This is a genomic window from Legionella bozemanae, assembly GCF_900450575.1.
Taxonomy (GTDB): domain Bacteria; phylum Pseudomonadota; class Gammaproteobacteria; order Legionellales; family Legionellaceae; genus Legionella; species Legionella bozemanae.
The window spans coordinates 30,500-54,048 of sequence record NZ_UGGY01000002.1 but is presented as its reverse complement, the minus strand read 5'-3'; the positions used below and the strand labels follow the sequence as shown (position 1 = coordinate 54,048).

The window sequence follows — 23,549 nt, the reverse complement described above, 5'->3', positions numbered from 1 at the left end:
AACTTTGCGAGATGACTATGTTTAAAAAAACCGTTGCAGCCTTATTGTTATTAGGGACCAGTCAGCTCTTTGCAAATGCAGAATCCGATTTATCCCATTTTTTTAATAATTTGGGGTTTGATGCCAATGTGACGGGATCGCATGCTTATCAAACACAAGCGGCGGGTTATGCTGCTCTTGGTTCTGTATATGCTCGTAATCAAGTACGTACCATCCGCCTTGCGCATGTGGATGTACCTGGAATGCGCTCTGGTTGTGGTGGCATTGATCTCTTCGCAGGCGGTTTTTCCTTCATCAAGTCGGATCAGATTGTGAAGTTCATGCAAAATATTTTATCAGGAGGAGCAGGCTACGCATTAAACCTGGCTTTAGAAACAGAATTGCCTGAAATTGCACATGCGATGCAGTTTATGCAGAAACTGGCGAATGAAATTAATGGCACCAATTTTAATTCCTGTGAAATGGGTGAAAATTTAAGTGCTGCTGTGTGGCCGCGAAATAGGGCGGCACAACAGCGTCTTTGCGAAGATTTGGGTCGCCACAAAGGAACCTTTACGGATTGGGCCATGGCACGTCAGAAATGTTCCACAGGTGGTGAAGCCGATTCCATATTGGCTGAGGCTAAAAATAATCCTGAATATAAAGACCGTGTGTTAATTAACACCAATATTGTTTGGGACTCCTTACAAATTAATCAGTTTATTGCACAAGATCCCAAATTAGCGGAAGTATACATGTCCATTTCAGGAACCATTGTCTTTAACGCGAAAGGGGCGTTAATGACTTACCCTTCGCTTGCAACCAATCAAGATTTTATTAAAGCCTTGTTGTACGGAGGAAAGTTACCCAGTTACCGCTGTACCGACACTGGTCCACAATCGCATTGTTTATCTATTGATGCCACAAGCACGCAAGAAATCAGTGCCAAAAAAGCCTTAGTGGCTCAAGTCCAGGAATTACTGCAGGGAATTTATGACAACATTAAAATGGGCAAAGAGTTATCTGATAAGCAAAAAGGGCTGATTGAGTTAACACAACCCGCAGTTTTTAATCTTATTTCTGCCAATGCGCAACAAAACACGGGTATTCAAGGCAGTTATGAGCTGGCTCAAAGTGTGGCAACCGATTTATTGGCGCAATACCTTTCCAATGCCCTCGATATTATTCGCGCTTCGCTCTCAGGGCGTGAACTAGGCGCTCACAATGAAGAGCGTTTATACAAAAATCTGCAGACGGCACAACAGTTTGTGGCGCGGTTTGGCACGGAGAGCCGTGAGCGGTTTAATGCGGCTTTACAGACGAATGAATTAATCCGCAACAACGTTAAACAAGCTTTAAGTGCATTAACACCTACCTTAAGAACAGCCTATTATGGAGACGCGCAATGAGTCTTTTAACCATATATACACCACAAAATGGCGAGTATCTCAAAACAGTACTGGATGCCATGGTGACGTTGCTTGGCACCTCAACTTACAAATCGGCTCAGGACATTGTGAGTATTCTTGCTGTAGGGGTGGTCGGGTTTCAATACGTCAGTGGTAAAAGGATTCAAGCCATTAGTCGTTATGTTTTGTGTACGTTTGTCTTTTTGTTTTGTATTTTAGGCATCAAAACGCCGGTGGCCATCATTGACATGCAAACGGCTGATTCAGCGGGACCTGCGCTAACCGTAGATAATGTGCCTTTAGGTGTTGGGCTGCCTGCGGCACTTATTAGTGGCATTGGGTATGGGATTACTCAAGTCTCCAGCAATATATTACATATGCCGCAAGATTTAGATTATACCCGAACCGGCATGTTGTTTGGCTCACGTACCTTTTTAGCTTCCACCAGTTCTAACTTGTCTTTGTCGCCTGAGCTCTCCCGTGATTTATCCACCTACATCAGGCAATGCATTTTTTCAGCCAAACTTTTGGGGAGTCAGCAAATTTCACCCAATGAAATGAAGCACAGCGCTGATTTAATTCGTTTGTATTTTGAGCATCCCTCTCCTATTTATCGTGTCTTATTTCATGATGGTACTAATTTGAGCTGCATTGAGGCTGCAGCACGTTTAAAACCAGAACTGAATGAGGGAATAGAAAAACAACTTGTTCATTTATCGAATATTATGACCAAGGGTGATAAAGAGAAGTTTAGTGATGGTTTAGCAGCAGCTCATTCCTATTTTATGAACGTGTCCAAAGATGCGGCCAATGTGCTTACGCAAAATATTTTAATTAATGCCACCCGTGAATCAGCCCTTGATGCCTTTGCTTTTGCTGGCGCGGATGCGGAGCTGATGAATTACACCAACAGTTCCAGTCTGCAAAAAATGCACGTGGCTGAAGCGAATAGTTTTTGGCTTGCAGGCTATCGGCTTCCTTATTATATGACTGTCTTTTGGATGCTGACTCTGTGTATTTTCCCTTTAGTGATGTTGTTAGCGCTGGTGCCTGGCTTGCATGGGGTATACATGATCTACATGCAAACCCAAGTGTTTTTATGGTCTTGGCCTCCGATGTTTATCATTATTCATTTTTTTGTGTCATTAGCGTCTTCCACCACCCTGACTTTATTTGGTTCTAAAAATGGTGGGGTTACTTTTTCAACAATTGATTCCATCGCCAGTATTCAAAGTAGCTTTGCGTATACGGCAGGGGGCTTGGCCATTAGTGTTCCAGTGATTGCCCTTTTTATTGCCAAAGGCTTACCTAATTTATTAAGTGCTGCGTCTCAACATCTAGGAGGAATGGCGCAATCGTTATCTACAGGAGAGGCTCAATCGGCCACGCAAGGAAATATTTCCATGGCGTCTTACAGTGGTTGGAACATGAACTACAACAACACGCATGCGAATAAATGGGATACTAATTATCAGCATATGGAAGGACGAGCTACTGTTCAAGCGGATAATGGTGCGTTGCTCTCGCAAGGATTGGATGGGTCACGCGTGATTAACGCACAGTCTGCAATGAGTCAGATGGCAACGCGATTACACGCATCCGACAGAATCAGCGCTTCATTGCAAGACAGTGCAAGCCTTTCGTTCCAGAATGCACAATCGCATCGAACCAGTGCGGATTCTCATTATCAACAAGCCTTGAGTGGACTATCTCAATTTAATGAAAGCGATGCCAGTGAGGTACGAGAAGGTACTGGCATTAATAGAACGCTCAGTAATGCGTTGAATCAAGATATTCGTCAAATGCAAGATGCGGTTAACCAATACAATCAGCATCACGACAAATCAGGACAGGTGTCGTGGGATGCGGCGGTTTCGGCCAGAATTGATACTCGCAAAGGGGTATTTGGATCGTTCGCTCATGCAGTCACGGGTATTTCTGGGGAAGCGAGCACGAGTTTGAATACAGGTGTGTCTGTTTCTAACTCGGTTCAAGCCTTTTTTAACTCCAGTGAAGGTCAATCATTCTCTAGTGCATTGAACCACATGGAGGCTACAGCCAAGACGCATCACTTAGATGTTAATGATTCATTTAATTTGTCGAAATCCGAACAAATCGCAGCCAACCTATCTCAAGGACATGCTTTATCTGATATGGCCTCAGCAGAATACAGTAAGGGCGAACATTATCAACACATGGCTAACCGTGTGAAAGAGCACGCCGACGGGATGGATAGAGTATTGGATCAAGCGTTTCATGATTGGGCGGTGCAGCATCATGGGGTCCAGGTAGAAAAGGCACTGATGGGGACCGATGCTTCGAGCTTAGGCGCACAACAACAACTGGCCGATCAGTTTATGAGTTCTTCCCAAGGACAATCGGCAGTCAAAGAGCAAGTAAGCCGCATCATCCACTCATCACCTGATCAAGTGAAAAGTCAATTTGAAGCGCAACGTGCTTCGATGACTGCCCATCAAAAAGCACTCATCAACCAAGCCCATCAGGATGGTGCTGGAAGCGTTTTAAATAAATCGCAAGAGCGACATTTAAGCCAGGTGCAAGATAACACCATCCAGCAAGCGCACGATCTGCGTATGGATAATCGAGAAGATTTATCGAAAGCCTATCAACACCAAGAGGGCAGTACACAACACGAGATTAAGGCCTCGCAAGCGGATTTAGCAAATCGGCAAGCAAAACAAAAACAGGATTATGTGGACAATGATCGCGGGTTTAAGGAAGGACGTTATGAATAAGCAAACACGTGCGCTTAGAAGAGCGGTCAAATCGATGGATTTAGAATCATGAAACACAATTCCTTGCAAAATATGTGGCAATTTATGAGTGGCGGTCAGATTTTTGACTATAAAACCAAAATGATGATTCAGGTGAGTAACCGTATTTTTCACTGGGCTGTCTTAGGTTTTGTCGTGCTTTTTTCGCTGATTATGGTGTTTTATGCCTCGTCTGAATTAAAACTGGTGGCGCTTCACCACATTTCAAGGTTTCTCGTGAAATTCCATAATGGGGAGTATGTGTTATGGACTAACCTCAATGGGAGTAAAATTACAGCGCTTTTTTATCAAAAAAGTCCCCTTATTCAAGCATCCGTGCAGCAGGCTTTGGATGTTCTTTGGAGAAAAGCGCAAGTTTCTTTATTTTTTGGTGGAGCGGTGTATTTGTTGATTACGCTGTTGTTTTCCCGTTTCTTTATTAAATTAGGTGAAAAATACACCAAAGATCAGTTTGTTTCCGGTACGCGCTTAGCTCTATCGCCTAAAGAAACCATCAAATCAGTCAACGAATCACAACGTGGTGCTTCAGAAATTAAGCTGTTGAATCGCTTACCTATGCCTAAGTATTCTGAAAAACAAGGGATGTTGTTTCATGGCACAACAGGTGCAGGAAAAACGCAAGCCATGATGATGCTGTTGGAGCAAATTAGGGCGCTGGGCGAGCCGGCAATCATTTATGATAAAGAATGTACCATCAAACCTTATTTCTTTGATGAGCGCATTGATGTGGAGCTCAATCCCATTTCAGAATTATGTGCCAATTGGAAAATGTGGCGAGAATGTGCCAATCCGTTGGAGTTTGGCTCCTTTGCCACTTATTTAATTCCTAAATCAGTTCAAGGCAGCGATCCATTTTGGGTTGACTCAGCAAGAACCATTTTCACCTCGATGGCGTGGAAAATCAGGGATTATGCAGAAAAAGATCCCGTGTTTCTTCTGCAGTTATTACTCACCACCTCATTGGAGGAAATCAGGAACATTCTCAAAGGTACGGAATCTGAAAATCTGGTGAGTAAGGAAATTGAAAAAACGGCCATTTCCATTAAATCCGTGTTGGCAACCTATACCAAGGCGCTGCGCTTTCTTGAAGGGCTTGAGAAGTCGGGTAAAGAAGACTTTTCGATTAAAGAATGGATTGAAAATACAACCAATCCTAAAAAATACAATAAAGGGTGGTTATTTATTACCTCACGCTCCAAATACCATAAAGAGATAAAGCCTTTAATTTCTCTGTGGTTAGGACTCGCTATGCAAGGGGTGCAATCCTTGGTGGCTAATAATAAGGGGCGTATATGGCTTGTCATGGATGAATTAGCAAGCCTGCATCGTTTAGAAACCATTTCAGACACTCTGGCTGATATCCGTAAATTTGGAGGTTGTGTTGCCATTGGCATTCAATCTATTGCGCAATTAGATTTTATCTATGGAACTCATGAGGCCGGAGCCATAGCGGATCTACTCAATACATCCATTTATTTTAGGAGTCCAAAATCGAAAGTGGCAAAGTGGGTTTCAGAGGATTTAGGCTCACAGGTGATTAATGAGATGAAAGAAAGTCAGTCTTATGGTCCTGATTCTGTTCGTGATGGTAATACGGTGGGCTCCCAACGCACTAAGAGAAATACGGTTGAAGAAGGCGATATTATGACTCTTGACGACATGGAGTGTTATGTCCGTTTGGTAGGAAATCATCCCATCACTCGTTTGAAAAACAAATACATTGAGCGTAAAGAAATTTGCGTACCACTTGTTGAGCGATCCATCAATTTTGATGCGTTGGAAAAAGTAAATCACCGCGCGTTAATGGTTCAAAATAATCCTCAAAGAAATGACGATGTTAAAAAAATTCATCAATTTGAAGCAATGGCGCATGAGGTATCGGATAAGGATATAGTACCTCCACAATCACCTTATGCGGAACCCAAAGATCACGTTACAGCCAGCAAAAACGACACCGATGCTATTGAGCTGCGTGAGGCCTCCATTGTTATAAAAGAAATTTTTTAAGTCATCCAGGGAGGTATTATGTTGACCTTAAATAAAATAAGTGCGGCTAAAGACGCGCTGCATTATTACACCAATCAAGATAATTATTATTTAAGCGATCGAGATTCGCTCAACAGTCTGTCCCGATGGATCGGGCGCGGTGCGCAAAAGTTACAATTGTCCGGTGAAATTGAGCCTTCGCAATTTTTGCAATTATTGGATGGACAATTGCCCAGCGGGCAACTGCTAGGTATTATCGATAAGGGAGTACGTCAACATCGTCCTGGCACCGATGTGACCTTATCAGCGCCTAAGTCCGTATCCATTTTAGCCCTGGTGGGGCAAGACGCGCGCTTGCTTCAAGCCCATCAAGAAGCCGTGAACATTACCTTTGGTCGGATTGAGCAGCTGGCAGCAGAAGCACGCATTACATTTAATGGCGAAACCACCTTTGAAAAAACCCGTAATTTAGTAGCAGCCATGTTTGTCCATACAACCTCTCGTGAATTAGATCCCGATTTGCACACACATGTACCCATACTCAATATGACTGAGCGTTCGGATGGATTATGGCGTTCTTTATCGTCACGAGCAAAAAATGATAAAGAACATCTGGATCATGGTTTTCGTGAATTAATTTATTCTAATCAGCATTATTTGGGATTGGTATACATGTCCTCTTTAGCGAAAAAAGTTAAGGAGCTGGGCTACGATATTCGCATTAAAGACAGGTACGGTAATTTTGAGGTTGTAGGTATTAGTGATGAGGCCATTACTGCTACATCTAAAAGGCGTGTGCAGATTCTTGATGATATGAAGGAACGCGGCACAAGCAGTGCCAAGGCTGCTGAAAAATCTAATTTATCGACGCGCAAGCCAAAAACTGAAATAGACAGTCAAGCACTGCATCAACAGTGGGTAGAGGAAATTAAAGAGCTTGGTATTGATTTAGGTGCGATAATTCATGATTCCAAATTAAATAGCGGACGAGGAGCGGTTAAAAGCACGCATACCTCACCTTTAAGCCCTGATGCGCATAAAGCAGTGAATGATGCGCTGGCTCATTTGTCCGAATATTCCACTCAAATCCAGCATGGGGCTTTGGTGCGCCAGGCTATGACTTTTTCAGCAGGTCTTGTTGGCCATGAGGACATTGAACGGGAAATTGAATCGCTTTTGGAGGCAAGGGTACTCCAGGGAAAACCCTTGGAATATTATACAACGGCGCATCTTCTTGCTCGCGAGAAGGACTTTATTGCAAAAACTACCAACGAGTTAAAAGTAAGCTTTTCGATTTCAGTACCAAATCACGGGCTCTCTTCACAGGTATTTAAAAATAACGAGCGCATTCAAATCATTGATGTAGAGGGTTTTCGGTGCGAAAAAGAACTGATTCAAGACATGGTTCATCTTGCAGAAGCACATCAACTCAATTCTTATGTACTCCATCCTGGTAGCCTAAAAACGCAGCAACTTCGAGCAGACATCAAACATTTGGATACAGGATTTATTTCCAGGATTAAAAATTTGTTTAAAGACGATATTGTGCATACGGTGTCTGGATTTCAATATTATTATGGGAAACACATCAAATCATCACCGTTTACGAAAAAAAAGCAAGATTTAGTGATTGTTCATGATGCACAAAAACTTTCTTTTGATGATTTATCCGCGTTAAGCGACATCACTCAAGCACACAGAAGCAAACTCATTTTATTGAATAACTCGGCAGGAACATTGGGTTTTAATGCAGGAAATCCGATTAAGCTATTAAAAGAGCAGGGCATTCATTCGTATAAATCGTTAACAGCCCCTATCAAAGGAGCGCTTAAGCTCTCGATTGGGAAACAAGCAAATGAATCCATGAGTTATGCTTGGCTTCAATTAACGCCAGAACAACAGCAAAAAAGTGCACTGGTTGCCTTGAATAACAAACAAAAGGAGACTTTGACGAGCCAGATACGAGAAGGTCTGGTGCAGCAGGGGCAATTATCCAGGCAAATGAAAAAGGTAGCTGTTTTGACGACAGTTTCCTTGACTCAAACGGAAAAAGGATATGCTCATTCTTATAAAGTAGGCGATAAAATCACGTTTTATAACGAAGGACGAATACCGAAGCACTATAAGGTATGTGAAGTCGGTGCCAATGGGCTGCATTTAGAAAATGCCCAGGGCAAGACAAGTTTGTTTGCTTATGATGCCAAAGAAGACTTTCATGTATCACGAGAAAAAATACTAGAAGTCGCTGTTGGTGAACGGTTAATCAATGAACAGTCCTTATATCATCAACGAGTCAAATATGCGCCTAAGAGTTCGTTTGTTGTGTCAAAAATTACTGAAGAAGGCATCTATGTACGCCATGAGTCCAACACCTTATTTTTGACTAATAAAGCGTTGTCTGAATACCATTTTGATTATGATTATTGTAAAAAACCTCATGAGATAAAACCAGACACCACACAAGTGTTTATGGCGGCACGACCTTACCAACTCAATCGTAACCTTATCGGAGAAATCGGTGAACACGCGCAGCATGTGATTCTGTTTACTGATGATGGGCAAAAAGCACAGCGCTTTTTAGAGAGTGTGCAATTGAAATGGACCGCCTATGATGTGCAACAAAAAAAGCCAGATTTAGTCTACCGTGATATGGCCTATGCCAATAAAGCATTGGAACGAGAACTTAACACGTTAATTCATCACCTGGATCTAAAATCAGAAGACAAAGAACGCATTGCGGCCACAGCGCTCACGTATGCGCTTGCTAAATGCACGGAACGCAATGCAGCCTTTAAACACAGTGATTTAATGACCCATGCTTTAATGCATGCATTAGGAACGGCAGATTTTGAAGACATTGCTCCATTACTTAAAGGGCGAATAGCAGATTCCTTAGTTTATTTGGATACTTATTGGACGACCAAAGAGGCGTTACACATTGAAGAGGCGATACAGCAGGCTAATTACAAAGAGCAAAATACGGTAAAGCCCATTAAGTCTTCTGCACAAAAGCTTTTGTCATTACCTGAAACCTTAACGCAAGGTCAAAAAGATGCTATCACGTTGGTGGTGAGCACATCCGACCGGTTTGTATCCATTCAAGGGCTTGCAGGTGTTGGTAAGACCACAATGATGCGGCATGTGAAGGACATTGCTGAGAGCAATCAGTTTCAAGTGCTTGGATTAGCACCGACGCATAAAGCCGTAGAGGAACTCAATGCGAATGGCATCCAGGCGCAGACCATTGATAGTTTTTTACGCAATGACGGTGGGTTGGGTGCTAATCACTTAGTCATTGTGGATGAAAGCTCCATGATTGATAATGAGAAGTACCATGCCTTACAACAAAAGTGCATTGACACCCAATCGCGAATGGTGTTTACAGGGGATATTACTCAGTTGCAATCGCTGGCTTCAGGGATTCCTCATGAGCTTACCATCAAAAGCCAATCGCAAAAAACAGCATTTATGACGGAGATTGTGCGCCAAAATCCGAATCCTGAATTAAAAAAAGCAGCGGAGTTTGCATCACGTAGAGAAATTGGGAAGGCTTTTGAACTCATAAAAAACATTAATCCAGAAGAGTACGTGCAGCGAAAGACACCGGTACAGGGGTTGAATCATTCATCACTGATTGAAATTAATTGTACTGATGAGGAAGGAAAAAAGGACTACACATCCATTTATCGTGCCATTGCTGACGATTTTCTCAGCCGAACCCATGAGTGTCAAAAAAATACGCTAATAGTTGCTCATGCTCATGAGGACAGAACACCCATTGAAGTGTTAATACGTGAAGGGTTGCACCAACAATATCAACTACACGGTCAAGATATACTTTGTAAGCGCTTATTCCCAGTCAGCATGGATCAAGCTGACCAAGTACAGGCACATTCTTTTGAACCAGGTGATGTCATTCGGTTTGGTAAAAACTATTCGGTGGCTAAAAAGGACGACTATTTCACCGTCAAATCCATTGATAGGGAAGCAAACAAATTGTTCTGTGTTGATGAGTCACAGGATGCGTTTACAATCAGCGCTTCTATTTTACCCAAAACAATGCCTTCCTTCTATAAATTGCACGAACGGCCTTTAGCCTCAGGGGATCGGATTCGATTAAAACGAAATGATGACGCTCGCGGCATTATTGCCAATGAAGAATATACGGTCACACAGGTTTTTGGTGAAACAATAGGCTTAAGCAACAGTAAAAATCAGGTCACGCTGAATTTAAAAAAACAATCAGATCTTCATTGGGATTATTCCTATACGAATACGGCTTATTCCAGTCAGGGTGCTACATCCAAGTTCATGATTGCCTTGGAATTGGAGGACCGTCTTGTTGTAACCACCCACCGATCTCATGAAATTGATGCAACTCGTGCAAGCCATCAAGCAACTTTTTATACCGATAATTTTGAGGGTTTAATTAAAAGACTTGAAGATCCCCTGAAACAACGCGATGCGGATAAAACCTCCGCTGTATTGACTGAAGAGGCTTATCTTTTGAAGCAACAAAAACAGCAAAGAATTAGTACGAAATTACTGGATCGAGCTCAGGAACACATTCTGGAAGAATCTAAGGAACAGGTAAAAGATTTTCCATTCATAAAAAAATATGAGTTTGCTCAAAAGCCGTCTATTAATGCGGAAGAACTGTATAATGGATTATTGAACGTATCTGATTCTTTAGTTAAAAGCCTTTTAGGAGAGCCGAATCATCGATTATCAACCCAATCCGAATATCGATATGGAGCCAAAGGAAGCTTGAAAATTTATCTTGATTCAGGTCTTTGGCACCATTTTGAGACAGGGGAGTCGGGAAATTTATTTCATCTTATTGAACGTGAGAAGGGTTTATCCGGTTTTAAAGAAACTCTGGAGCATGCAGCGCAATATATCCATTACATTCCTGAATACGAGCGTAAAGCACCACAAAAATTGAATGAGAAAAAAGAGAGGGAAGTCAAAGAAGGGAAACGTCAACTGGCCCAAAAGTTATTTCAACAATCACAGCCTATTCAAGGCACCATCGCTGAAAAATACTTAATCATTCATCGTGGGTTAGCGCATTATGATCATGCTGATCTTCGCTTTTGTCGTTCGGTATACACCAGGACCCAAGATGGGCAAAAGCATGTTCCTGCACTATTGGCTTTTAGTAAAGATGAACAGGGTAACATACACCATGTTCAGATCACTAAATTAGAACCTCATTCTGCTAATAAGGATAAGTCTTGTGAATCTGTGAAACAAACGTTTGGCTCAATCAGTAATTATTTTGTCAATTTAAATCACCATGGTAAAGGCGACATCGCTTATTTTACAGAAGGGATTGAGACAGGATTAAGTATACTTCAGGTCGATGAATATGCGCGTGTGTATGCTGTATTGGGAAAAGCAAATTTTTCAAATATTGATCCCAAAAATAGTCCTAAACAAGTGGTTTTTTGCTTGGATAATGACGGAAAAGACACTTATAAATATGCAAAAAATGAACAAACCAATACGATTATAAAAGCTGCTCAGAAATTACACGATTCTGGTATCCATGTGTCCATTGTGATCCCTAAAAAAGAAAATACCGATTTAAACGATGTGCTTGTTAAGGAAGGAATGGACGAGCTTAAAAAACAATTAAACCGGCTCATGAGTTTAGACGAATTTAAAAAGCAGTGTGCCTTAGAGAACAAGGAGCCGGAGCTCAAAAAAATAAATCAAGATAAGAAAATTCAGTCGTTGATCAAGCAAGATCACAAACTGAATATACAAAATGGCAATGAGTTTATACGGCTCAATCAAGGGTTAATTAATGGAATTAAAGAGCGCGTGCAACACAGGGAACTTGTAGAACGTACTCGTTCTTTTAATAAACCACAGCCTAACCGAGAAATGGAGCGAGAGCTTTAAATTTAAAAATGAGCAGGCTGAATTATGTCTGTGCTGCACTATTTTTCATTCGGGTATTATGTTTTAACGGAGTTTACTATGCTAAAAATTGTATTCGCACTGTTTTTAATCTGCTTTGTAATTGAGCGATTAGTTCCTGGTTGGAAGTTACCTCATGTTAAAACATGGCCTATTAGGGTGGTATTGCTTAATCTAGTGCAAATTGGCGTTGTTACATTGGCAGGTTATACATGGGAATTATGGTTTTCTGCATGGTCTATTTTCATATGTCACATTATTTACCTCCTTACGCTGGTGGTTTTTTTGCCTATTTTATCGCAACTTTTGTGTTCTATTGGTGGCATAGAGCACGTCATGAATTTGATTTTTTATGGGTTGGGTTTCATCAGATCCATCATAGTCCACAAAGGCTTGAGGTCATCACATCGTTTTACAAACATCCTGGCGAAATGATTGTGAACTCTATCATTGGCAGCCTACTGGTATATACAGTTCTTGGTCTATCCATTGAGGCGGGTATGTTTATACCGCTTGTACCGCGATAGGTGAGTTTTTCTACCATACCAATGTTAAAACACCACAGTGGATAGGGTATGTATTTCAGCGTCCAGAGATGCACAGAATTCACCACCAATTCAATCGACATAAAAATAATTACGGGGATATTGTATGGTGGATATGTTATTTGGCACCTACGAAAACCCCAAGGAAGGGTTTCACCGCATATCCAGCCCAAACTGGCAATGAGATAGCTAAGCGACTTTAAGTGCCAATATTTTGTCCATATCAAACACCATACCCTGCTTTCAATATCCTGGGTAAAATCATATTCCCCATATCCTAAAAAATACAATAAAGGGTGGTTATTTATTACCTCACCTCCAAATACCATAAGAGATAAAGCCTTTAATTTCTCTGTGGTTAGGACTCGCTATGCAAGGGGTGCAATCCTTGGTGGCTAATAATAAGGGGCGTATATGGCTTGTCATGGATGAATTAGCAAGCCTGCATCGTTTAGAAACCATTTCAGACACTCTGGCTGATATCCGTAAATTTGGAGGTTGTGTTGCCATTGGCATTCAATCTATTGCGCAATTAGATTTTATCTATGGAACTCATGAGGCCGGAGCCATAGCGGATCTACTCAATACATCCATTTATTTTAGGAGTCCAAAATCGAAAGTGGCAAAGTGGGTTTCAGAGGATTTAGGCTCACAGGTGATTAATGAGATGAAAGAAAGTCAGTCTTATGGTCCTGATTCTGTTCGTGATGGTAATACGGTGGGCTCCCAACGCACTAAGAGAAATACGGTTGAAGAAGGCGATATTATGACTCTTGACGACATGGAGTGTTATGTCGTTTGGTAGGAAATCATCCCATCACTCGTTTGAAAAACAAATACATTGAGCGTAAAGAAATTGCGTACCACTTGTTGAGCGATCCATCAATTTTGATGCGTTGGAAAAGTAAATCACCGCGCGTTAATGGTTCAAAATAATCCTCAAAGAAATGACGATGTTAAAAAAATTCATCAATTTGAAGGCAATGGCGCATGAGGTATCGGATAAGGATATAGTACCTCCACAATCCCTTATGCGGAACCCAAAGATCACGTTACAGCCAGCAAAAACGACACCGATGCTATTGAGCTGCGTGAGGCCTCCATTGTTATAAAAGAAATTTTTAAGTCATCCAGGGAGGTATTATGTTGACCTTAAATAAAATAAGTGCGGCTAAAGACGCGCTGCATTATTACACCAATCAAGATAATTATTATTTAAGCGATCGAGATTCGCTCAACAGTCTGTCCCGATGGATCGGGCGCGGTGCGCAAAAGTTACAATTGTCCGGTGAAATTGAGCCTTCGCAATTTTTGCAATTATTGGATGGACAATTGCCCAGCGGGCAACTGCTAGGTATTATCGATAAGGGAGTACGTCAACATCGTCCTGGCACCGATGTGACCTTATCAGCGCCTAAGTCCGTATCCATTTAGCCCTGGTGGGGCAAGACGCGCGCTTGCTTCAAGCCCATCAAGAAGCCGTGAACATTACCTTTGGTCGGATTGAGCAGCTGGCAGCAGAAAGCACGCATTACATTTAATGGCGAAACCACCTTTGAAAAAACCCGTAATTTAGTAGCAGCCATGTTTGTCCATACAACCTCTCGTGAATTAGATCCCGATTTGCACACACATGTACCCATACTCAATATGACTGAGCGTTCGGATGGATTATGGCGTTCTTTATCGTCACGAGCAAAAAATGATAAAGAACATCTGGATCATGGTTTTCGTGAATTAATTTATTCTAATCAGCATTATTTGGGATTGGTATACATGTCCTCTTTAGCGAAAAAAGTTAAGGAGCTGGGCTACGATATTCGCATTAAAGACAGGTACGGTAATTTTGAGGTTGTAGGTATTAGTGATGAGGCCATTACTGCTACATCTAAAAGGCGTGTGCAGATTCTTGATGATATGAAGGAACGCGGCACAAGCAGTGCCAAGGCTGCTGAAAAATCTAATTTATCGACGCGCAAGCCAAAAACTGAAATAGACAGTCAAGCACTGCATCAACAGTGGGTAGAGGAAATTAAAGAGCTTGGTATTGATTTAGGTGCGATAATTCATGATTCCAAATTAAATAGCGGACGAGGAGCGGTTAAAAGCACGCATACCTCACCTTTAAGCCCTGATGCGCATAAAGCAGTGAATGATGCGCTGGCTCATTTGTCCGAATATTCCACTCAAATCCAGCATGGGGCTTTGGTGCGCCAGGCTATGACTTTTTCAGCAGGTCTTGTTGGCCATGAGGACATTGAACGGGAAATTGAATCGCTTTTGGAGGCAAGGGTACTCCAGGGAAAACCCTTGGAATATTATACAACGGCGCATCTTCTTGCTCGCGAGAAGGACTTTATTGCAAAAACTACCAACGAGTTAAAAGTAAGCTTTTCGATTTCAGTACCAAATCACGGGCTCTCTTCACAGGTATTTAAAAATAACGAGCGCATTCAAATCATTGATGTAGAGGGTTTTCGGTGCGAAAAAGAACTGATTCAAGACATGGTTCATCTTGCAGAAGCACATCAACTCAATTCTTATGTACTCCATCCTGGTAGCCTAAAAACGCAGCAACTTCGAGCAGACATCAAACATTTGGATACAGGATTTATTTCCAGGATTAAAAATTTGTTTAAAGACGATATTGTGCATACGGTGTCTGGATTTCAATATTATTATGGGAAACACATCAAATCATCACCGTTTACGAAAAAAAAGCAAGATTTAGTGATTGTTCATGATGCACAAAAACTTTCTTTTGATGATTTATCCGCGTTAAGCGACATCACTCAAGCACACAGAAGCAAACTCATTTTATTGAATAACTCGGCAGGAACATTGGGTTTTAATGCAGGAAATCCGATTAAGCTATTAAAAGAGCAGGGCATTCATTCGTATAAATCGTTAACAGCCCCTATCAAAGGAGCGCTTAAGCTCTCGATTGGGAAACAAGCAAATGAATCCATGAGTTATGCTTGGCTTCAATTAACGCCAGAACAACAGCAAAAAAGTGCACTGGTTGCCTTGAATAACAAACAAAAGGAGACTTTGACGAGCCAGATACGAGAAGGTCTGGTGCAGCAGGGGCAATTATCCAGGCAAATGAAAAAGGTAGCTGTTTTGACGACAGTTTCCTTGACTCAAACGGAAAAAGGATATGCTCATTCTTATAAAGTAGGCGATAAAATCACGTTTTATAACGAAGGACGAATACCGAAGCACTATAAGGTATGTGAAGTCGGTGCCAATGGGCTGCATTTAGAAAATGCCCAGGGCAAGACAAGTTTGTTTGCTTATGATGCCAAAGAAGACTTTCATGTATCACGAGAAAAAATACTAGAAGTCGCTGTTGGTGAACGGTTAATCAATGAACAGTCCTTATATCATCAACGAGTCAAATATGCGCCTAAGAGTTCGTTTGTTGTGTCAAAAATTACTGAAGAAGGCATCTATGTACGCCATGAGTCCAACACCTTATTTTTGACTAATAAAGCGTTGTCTGAATACCATTTTGATTATGATTATTGTAAAAAACCTCATGAGATAAAACCAGACACCACACAAGTGTTTATGGCGGCACGACCTTACCAACTCAATCGTAACCTTATCGGAGAAATCGGTGAACACGCGCAGCATGTGATTCTGTTTACTGATGATGGGCAAAAAGCACAGCGCTTTTTAGAGAGTGTGCAATTGAAATGGACCGCCTATGATGTGCAACAAAAAAAGCCAGATTTAGTCTACCGTGATATGGCCTATGCCAATAAAGCATTGGAACGAGAACTTAACACGTTAATTCATCACCTGGATCTAAAATCAGAAGACAAAGAACGCATTGCGGCCACAGCGCTCACGTATGCGCTTGCTAAATGCACGGAACGCAATGCAGCCTTTAAACACAGTGATTTAATGACCCATGCTTTAATGCATGCATTAGGAACGGCAGATTTTGAAGACATTGCTCCATTACTTAAAGGGCGAATAGCAGATTCCTTAGTTTATTTGGATACTTATTGGACGACCAAAGAGGCGTTACACATTGAAGAGGCGATACAGCAGGCTAATTACAAAGAGCAAAATACGGTAAAGCCCATTAAGTCTTCTGCACAAAAGCTTTTGTCATTACCTGAAACCTTAACGCAAGGTCAAAAAGATGCTATCACGTTGGTGGTGAGCACATCCGACCGGTTTGTATCCATTCAAGGGCTTGCAGGTGTTGGTAAGACCACAATGATGCGGCATGTGAAGGACATTGCTGAGAGCAATCAGTTTCAAGTGCTTGGATTAGCACCGACGCATAAAGCCGTAGAGGAACTCAATGCGAATGGCATCCAGGCGCAGACCATTGATAGTTTTTTACGCAATGACGGTGGGTTGGGTGCTAATCACTTAGTCATTGTGGATGAAAGCTCCATGATTGATAATGAGAAGTACCATGCCTTACAACAAAAGTGCATTGACACCCAATCGCGAATGGTGTTTACAGGGGATATTACTCAGTTGCAATCGCTGGCTTCAGGGATTCCTCATGAGCTTACCATCAAAAGCCAATCGCAAAAAACAGCATTTATGACGGAGATTGTGCGCCAAAATCCGAATCCTGAATTAAAAAAAGCAGCGGAGTTTGCATCACGTAGAGAAATTGGGAAGGCTTTTGAACTCATAAAAAACATTAATCCAGAAGAGTACGTGCAGCGAAAGACACCGGTACAGGGGTTGAATCATTCATCACTGATTGAAATTAATTGTACTGATGAGGAAGGAAAAAAGGACTACACATCCATTTATCGTGCCATTGCTGACGATTTTCTCAGCCGAACCCATGAGTGTCAAAAAAATACGCTAATAGTTGCTCATGCTCATGAGGACAGAACACCCATTGAAGTGTTAATACGTGAAGGGTTGCACCAACAATATCAACTACACGGTCAAGATATACTTTGTAAGCGCTTATTCCCAGTCAGCATGGATCAAGCTGACCAAGTACAGGCACATTCTTTTGAACCAGGTGATGTCATTCGGTTTGGTAAAAACTATTCGGTGGCTAAAAAGGACGACTATTTCACCGTCAAATCCATTGATAGGGAAGCAAACAAATTGTTCTGTGTTGATGAGTCACAGGATGCGTTTACAATCAGCGCTTCTATTTTACCCAAAACAATGCCTTCCTTCTATAAATTGCACGAACGGCCTTTAGCCTCAGGGGATCGGATTCGATTAAAACGAAATGATGACGCTCGCGGCATTATTGCCAATGAAGAATATACGGTCACACAGGTTTTTGGTGAAACAATAGGCTTAAGCAACAGTAAAAATCAGGTCACGCTGAATTTAAAAAAACAATCAGATCTTCATTGGGATTATTCCTATACGAATACGGCTTATTCCAGTCAGGGTGCTACATCCAAGTTCATGATTGCCTTGGAATTGGAGGACCGTCTTGTTGTAACCACCCACCGATCTCATGAAATTGATGCAACTCGTGCAAGCCATCAAGCAACTTTTTATACCGATAATTTTGAGGGTTTAATTAAAAGACTTGAAGATCCCCTGAAACAACGCGATGCGGATAAAACCTCCGCTGTATTGACTGAAGAGGCTTATCTTTTGAAGCAACAAAAACAGCAAAGAATTAGTACGAAATTACTGGATCGAGCTCAGGAACACATTCTGGAAGAATCTAAGGAACAGGTAAAAGATTTTCCATTCATAAAAAAATATGAGTTTGCTCAAAAGCCGTCTATTAATGCGGAAGAACTGTATAATGGATTATTGAACGTATCTGATTCTTTAGTTAAAAGCCTTTTAGGAGAGCCGAATCATCGATTATCAACCCAATCCGAATATCGATATGGAGCCAAAGGAAGCTTGAAAATTTATCTTGATTCAGGTCTTTGGCACCATTTTGAGACAGGGGAGTCGGGAAATTTATTTCATCTTATTGAACGTGAGAAGGGTTTATCCGGTTTTAAAGAAACTCTGGAGCATGCAGCGCAATATATCCATTACATTCCTGAATACGAGCGTAAAGCACCACAAAAATTGAATGAGAAAAAAGAGAGGGAAGTCAAAGAAGGGAAACGTCAACTGGCCCAAAAGTTATTTCAACAATCACAGCCTATTCAAGGCACCATCGCTGAAAAATACTTAATCATTCATCGTGGGTTAGCGCATTATGATCATGCTGATCTTCGCTTTTGTCGTTCGGTATACACCAGGACCCAAGATGGGCAAAAGCATGTTCCTGCACTATTGGCTTTTAGTAAAGATGAACAGGGTAACATACACCATGTTCAGATCACTAAATTAGAACCTCATTCTGCTAATAAGGATAAGTCTTGTGAATCTGTGAAACAAACGTTTGGCTCAATCAGTAATTATTTTGTCAATTTAAATCACCATGGTAAAGGCGACATCGCTTATTTTACAGAAGGGATTGAGACAGGATTAAGTATACTTCAGGTCGATGAATATGCGCGTGTGTATGCTGTATTGGGAAAAGCAAATTTTTCAAATATTGATCCCAAAAATAGTCCTAAACAAGTGGTTTTTTGCTTGGATAATGACGGAAAAGACACTTATAAATATGCAAAAAATGAACAAACCAATACGATTATAAAAGCTGCTCAGAAATTACACGATTCTGGTATCCATGTGTCCATTGTGATCCCTAAAAAAGAAAATACCGATTTAAACGATGTGCTTGTTAAGGAAGGAATGGACGAGCTTAAAAAACAATTAAACCGGCTCATGAGTTTAGACGAATTTAAAAAGCAGTGTGCCTTAGAGAACAAGGAGCCGGAGCTCAAAAAAATAAATCAAGATAAGAAAATTCAGTCGTTGATCAAGCAAGATCACAAACTGAATATACAAAATGGCAATGAGTTTATACGGCTCAATCAAGGGTTAATTAATGGAATTAAAGAGCGCGTGCAACACAGGGAACTTGTAGAACGTACTCGTTCTTTTAATAAACCACAGCCTAACCGAGAAATGGAGCGAGAGCTTTAAATTTAAAAATGAGCAGGCTGAATTATGTCTGTGCTGCACTATTTTTCATTCGGGTATTATGTTTTAACGGAGTTTACTATGCTAAAAATTGTATTCGCACTGTTTTTAATCTGCTTTGTAATTGAGCGATTAGTTCCTGGTTGGAAGTTACCTCATGTTAAAACATGGCCTATTAGGGTGGTATTGCTTAATCTAGTGCAAATTGGCGTTGTTACATTGGCAGGTTATACATGGGAATTATGGTTTTCTGCATGGTCTATTTTTCATATGTCACATTATTTACCTCCTTACGCTGGTGGTTTTTTTGCCTATTTTATCGCAACTTTTGTGTTCTATTGGTGGCATAGAGCACGTCATGAATTTGATTTTTTATGGGTTGGGTTTCATCAGATCCATCATAGTCCACAAAGGCTTGAGGTCATCACATCGTTTTACAAACATCCTGGCGAAATGATTGTGAACTCTATCATTGGCAGCCTACTGGTATATACAGTTCTTGGTCTATCCATTGAGGCGGGTATGGTTTATACCGCTTGTACCGCGATAGGTGAGTTTTTCTACCATACCAATGTTAAAACACCACAGTGGATAGGGTATGTATTTCAGCGTCCAGAGATGCACAGAATTCACCACCAATTCAATCGACATAAAAATAATTACGGGGATATTGTATGGTGGGATATGTTATTTGGCACCTACGAAAACCCCAAGGAAGGGTTTCACCGCATATCCAGCCCAAACTGGCAATGAGATAGCTAAGCGACTTTAAGTGCCAATATTTTGTCCATATCAAACACCATACCCTGCTCTTCAATATCCTGGGTAAAATCATATTCCCCATGCAAATTGACATAATGCCAGATTAAAGTCGATCCATTGCGAATAATGGTTAGTAGTGCTTTCCTGCTTGCTTCATCCTCTAACAGAGCCAATTTTTGCGAAAGGTATAGCTCATTCCATAATACAATTGCATTCTGGATTAAGCGCTGGCAACCAACAACCATTTCTTGTTCCTCCTTGCTGCTGTATTGAATTTCCTGGTTGTTACCAAACAGAATGGCTTTTGAGAATTTATTCGATAACTCAATACGATTTAACTGTTTTTCAACAGCCTGTCGTAATTCTACATCATCAATATATCGAAGAATAAACAGACTTTTAATAATCCGTCCAAATTCCTTTATGGCGCAGTACAATGGATGTTGTTTTGAATATGAACTGAGACGCTTGAACAGTTGTGATGCCGTTGTGGCTTTAAGTTTAATCGTAACCATCAAACGCAAAATATCATCCCAATGGGTTTTAATTAAATCAGTGTCAATATAGCGATGCGGGAGTATTTTATATCCTTTGGTTTCATAGGTGCTTCTGGAGTTAAAGCTGTATAGGGTGGCTTTCTTCAGACCTTTAATTCTGGGTGCAAAATAAATCCCAAGCATGTTCAATATCCCAAAAATTGCTTCAGAATAACCATGTGTATCAGTGGAATGGATTGTGCTCTTGATCGAAAGATTATGTAATAATCCATCAGCAACATAGGCTGCTTCTCGTTCAGAACTACTGATGGACGTAGTATAAAACAGGCGGTTTAGCTCATCAATAAAGCTGTAAAGTGAAGATCCTGAGCCGCTTCCAAAGTATTTGAATGATTTATTGGCGTTCAATGACTCAACAACTACGCTGACTTTTCGTCCATCGCTGGATGTATGTAATTCACCAGGATTTTTTTGATAGATGCTGGCTAATGATAGCTTGCCGAGCAGCTCAAGAATGCATTGATTTGCTGCGTTAATATTATTAAGACTCATGTGCCAGTTTACAAAGTTTTCCAGGGCATCTTCCGTAATCCCTTTGGAGACATTGGCCATCTTGCTGATGCCTATATTGCATCCCATTCCTAAAATCGATGCATAAAATATGGATGTTTTGGGCAAGATCTTCTTGTCTTTAACGCTGTGATGGCGAAAGCAATCAAGGTAACCAGTTAACCGCTGAATATCACTCAACATTTTTAGTACCGATGTATATTTCTGATCAGCAAACAGAGAAGATACTGACTGCGTATTTATTTTTTCGACTTTGGGTGTTGCCAGCACCATTCGTCCCTTTGAATCAAATTTGATGTGAGGATTTTTGTCTGCCTTGATACGGCGATTAGTTTTATGGTATGCCCCGTGGAGCTTTTTATGAAGGGTTTCCATTAATTGATCAATGTCTGCAAAATCGAGTAACCCTGCTTCTTCCAGTAACCTGTTCCTGTTAGCCTGCCAATGTTCTTTGGGGTGTAAATAGTTTTCCAGTGACAGATAGCGATAGGCTGGCTTCAGACTGATAACACCCGCTTTTAAAGCATCAGCCGTATAAAAATACAGCAACACCTTATAAAGGGAGATCCTGAATTTACCTTCACTGGAATAAAGTGCAGCCTGTTCATTTTCAGATAAAAAGCTGACTGGCGCCTCTTTCCCCACATTACCTGTTTTGGCCTGATAGTGTTTGATGGCCACTAAAATGGCAGGAATATCCTGATTTTCCGGGATATCAAATGCAATATTGCGCAAGATATCAGCCACCCTGTTCTGTAATTTAAGGGACAAATCCTCCAATATCTGGTAATAGTTCTGTGCATTCATTTCATCAAGTGCCTGTTTTGTATATTCATCCAGTTTTGGTTCCGGTGGATAGATTTCCAGGTGCTGGTGATAGTCCTCCAGCAATTGCCTGATTTGCTGAACTTTCTCCGAATCGCTTAAAACAGGTGATGTTGCCAGCTTTTCAATTTTTTTCAGTTGAGCCTTATAGGATATTCTTGCATCTGATAATAATTGCAGGGTTTCCTTTTGCTGGTCTTTCTGTTTAAAGATCTGTTCCTTTTCATTTTTTGTAGCGGCGTTTTCTGTTGCCTTCACACAGTTGAGTAAAATATCTGCAAAATTATCCTGTCTTAACTGATATTGATGAACCAGAAAACAAATGATATGGAGATAGCGTTTATCAGGCTGAAGCTGATTAATCTGAAACAGACTGGCCTTGCGAACCCAGGTTGCATAATGCTTGACGGTGTCATTGTGCAGATTTAGTTTATCGAGCAAGGGACTAACACTGTTATAAATACTTTGGATTAGTTGAAAATCCTCGATACTTTTCTTAATCTCCTTTGGCTTTCTTGAGTGACTGATGGTTTTAAGTCTGGCAATGGTTGAAGAATCAGCATCATCTATTTTTAGAAGAGCATCCATACTGATTTTGTGACCATCGGATAATTGATCCTCAATCAAATGAATCAGATGTTTATCATAATCACTGATTATCTCTGTGATGTTCAGGGCAAATCGATTATAGCGGGGGATCTCAATACGCCTGGCTTTCAGCAGATCGAATACATCCTGTAAAATCTGTTTTGGTGGGTAGCGACGGGCAACGCGATCATGAATACTCTCCCTGAATAATGTTTTCGCCTCTTCATCAAAGGGTTTTATCGCCAGATATTCACGAATTATCTGTTTGTGGTAATTAAACGTCCGCTGATTATATTTTTTTAGTTGCACTTCATTGTTGTCAAAGCCGTATAGCTGGCATATGGCCTTGAGATCAGATTCATAAAACTGTCTTGGTTGGTAGAATCGCGCTCCTACCAGGCAATACCCAAACAATAAAATAAATCCAGCTTTATTGGTGACGCTATCCACGCTTTTCAGCCAGACGGCTAACTCTGGTGGTAAACAAAAATATTTATTTTGTTCATCAGGGGAAAAATTTGGCGGACTATTAAAAATAATTTGTTCTGCAGGGGTCATTATTTCAAGCTTTGCCATTAAGGTACATCCGGGACATCAAATTTAATTCTTTTAACGCTCGTTTTATTAGGCGATAAATTATATCATTAAGGTGCA

7 protein-coding genes and 2 pseudogenes are annotated in these 23,549 nt (G+C 41.0%); 8 read left to right on the top strand and 1 reads right to left on the bottom strand.

What is annotated here, in order from left to right; all coding sequences use genetic code 11:
• Positions 1–17 precede the first annotated feature (17 nt).
• From DY223_RS17120 to DY223_RS17085, 8 genes and pseudogenes are all read left to right on the top strand, one after another.
• Positions 18–1,388 carry a conjugal transfer protein TraH gene (locus DY223_RS17120; RefSeq protein WP_058461051.1) on the top strand — a complete coding sequence of 457 codons (1,371 nt, stop codon included), beginning with the start codon at positions 18–20 and terminating at the stop codon, positions 1,386–1,388.
• Positions 1,385–4,144 (top strand): conjugal transfer protein TraG N-terminal domain-containing protein, encoded by a 2,760-nt coding sequence (locus DY223_RS17115; RefSeq protein WP_115684373.1) that lies wholly within the window; start codon positions 1,385–1,387, stop codon positions 4,142–4,144. The genes DY223_RS17120 and DY223_RS17115 overlap by 4 nt, the downstream gene beginning before the upstream one ends.
• A gap of 48 nt (positions 4,145–4,192) precedes the next feature.
• Positions 4,193–6,190, top strand: a complete 1,998-nt coding sequence (gene traD / locus DY223_RS17110) for a type IV conjugative transfer system coupling protein TraD (protein WP_064115151.1) — start codon at positions 4,193–4,195, stop codon at positions 6,188–6,190.
• Between the two features lie 18 nt (positions 6,191–6,208).
• Positions 6,209–12,079: a conjugative transfer relaxase/helicase TraI gene (gene traI / locus DY223_RS17105; RefSeq protein ID WP_115684372.1), complete on the top strand. Its 5,871-nt coding sequence runs from the start codon at positions 6,209–6,211 to the stop codon at positions 12,077–12,079.
• Between the two features lie 230 nt (positions 12,080–12,309).
• Positions 12,310–12,845 (top strand): annotated as a pseudogene (locus DY223_RS19835) (sterol desaturase family protein).
• A 167-nt stretch (positions 12,846–13,012) separates the two neighbouring features.
• Entirely contained in the window at positions 13,013–13,447 is a 435-nt protein-coding gene (locus DY223_RS19575; protein ID WP_259293217.1) for a type IV secretion system DNA-binding domain-containing protein, read from the top strand.
• Between the two features lie 338 nt (positions 13,448–13,785).
• Positions 13,786–19,656, top strand: a pseudogene (gene traI, locus DY223_RS17090) (conjugative transfer relaxase/helicase TraI).
• Between the two features lie 78 nt (positions 19,657–19,734).
• The gene (locus DY223_RS17085) at positions 19,735–20,406 is read left to right on the top strand and encodes a sterol desaturase family protein (RefSeq protein WP_058460613.1); all 672 of its coding nucleotides are present in this window, start codon (positions 19,735–19,737) and stop codon (positions 20,404–20,406) included.
• Between the two features lie 5 nt (positions 20,407–20,411).
• Here the strand turns inward: DY223_RS17085 and DY223_RS17080 are convergent, their stop codons facing one another.
• The gene (locus tag DY223_RS17080; RefSeq protein WP_058461001.1) at positions 20,412–23,471 is read right to left on the bottom strand and encodes a Tn3 family transposase; all 3,060 of its coding nucleotides are present in this window, start codon (positions 23,469–23,471) and stop codon (positions 20,412–20,414) included.
• Positions 23,472–23,549: the final 78 nt, after the last annotated feature.

Bases quoted from the DNA above. Each gene is read 5' to 3' on its own strand.
- traD (WP_064115151.1), top strand. From the start codon at position 4,193: ATGAAACACAATTCCTTGCAAAATATGTGGCAATTTATGAGTGGCGGT.
- traI (WP_115684372.1), top strand. From the start codon at position 6,209: ATGTTGACCTTAAATAAAATAAGTGCGGCTAAAGACGCGCTGCATTAT.
- DY223_RS19575 (WP_259293217.1), top strand. From the start codon at position 13,013: ATGCAAGGGGTGCAATCCTTGGTGGCTAATAATAAGGGGCGTATATGG.
- DY223_RS17120 (WP_058461051.1), top strand. From the start codon at position 18: ATGTTTAAAAAAACCGTTGCAGCCTTATTGTTATTAGGGACCAGTCAG.
- DY223_RS17115 (WP_115684373.1), top strand. From the start codon at position 1,385: ATGAGTCTTTTAACCATATATACACCACAAAATGGCGAGTATCTCAAA.
- DY223_RS17085 (WP_058460613.1), top strand. From the start codon at position 19,735: ATGCTAAAAATTGTATTCGCACTGTTTTTAATCTGCTTTGTAATTGAG.
- DY223_RS17080 (WP_058461001.1), bottom strand. From the start codon at position 23,471: ATGGCAAAGCTTGAAATAATGACCCCTGCAGAACAAATTATTTTTAAT.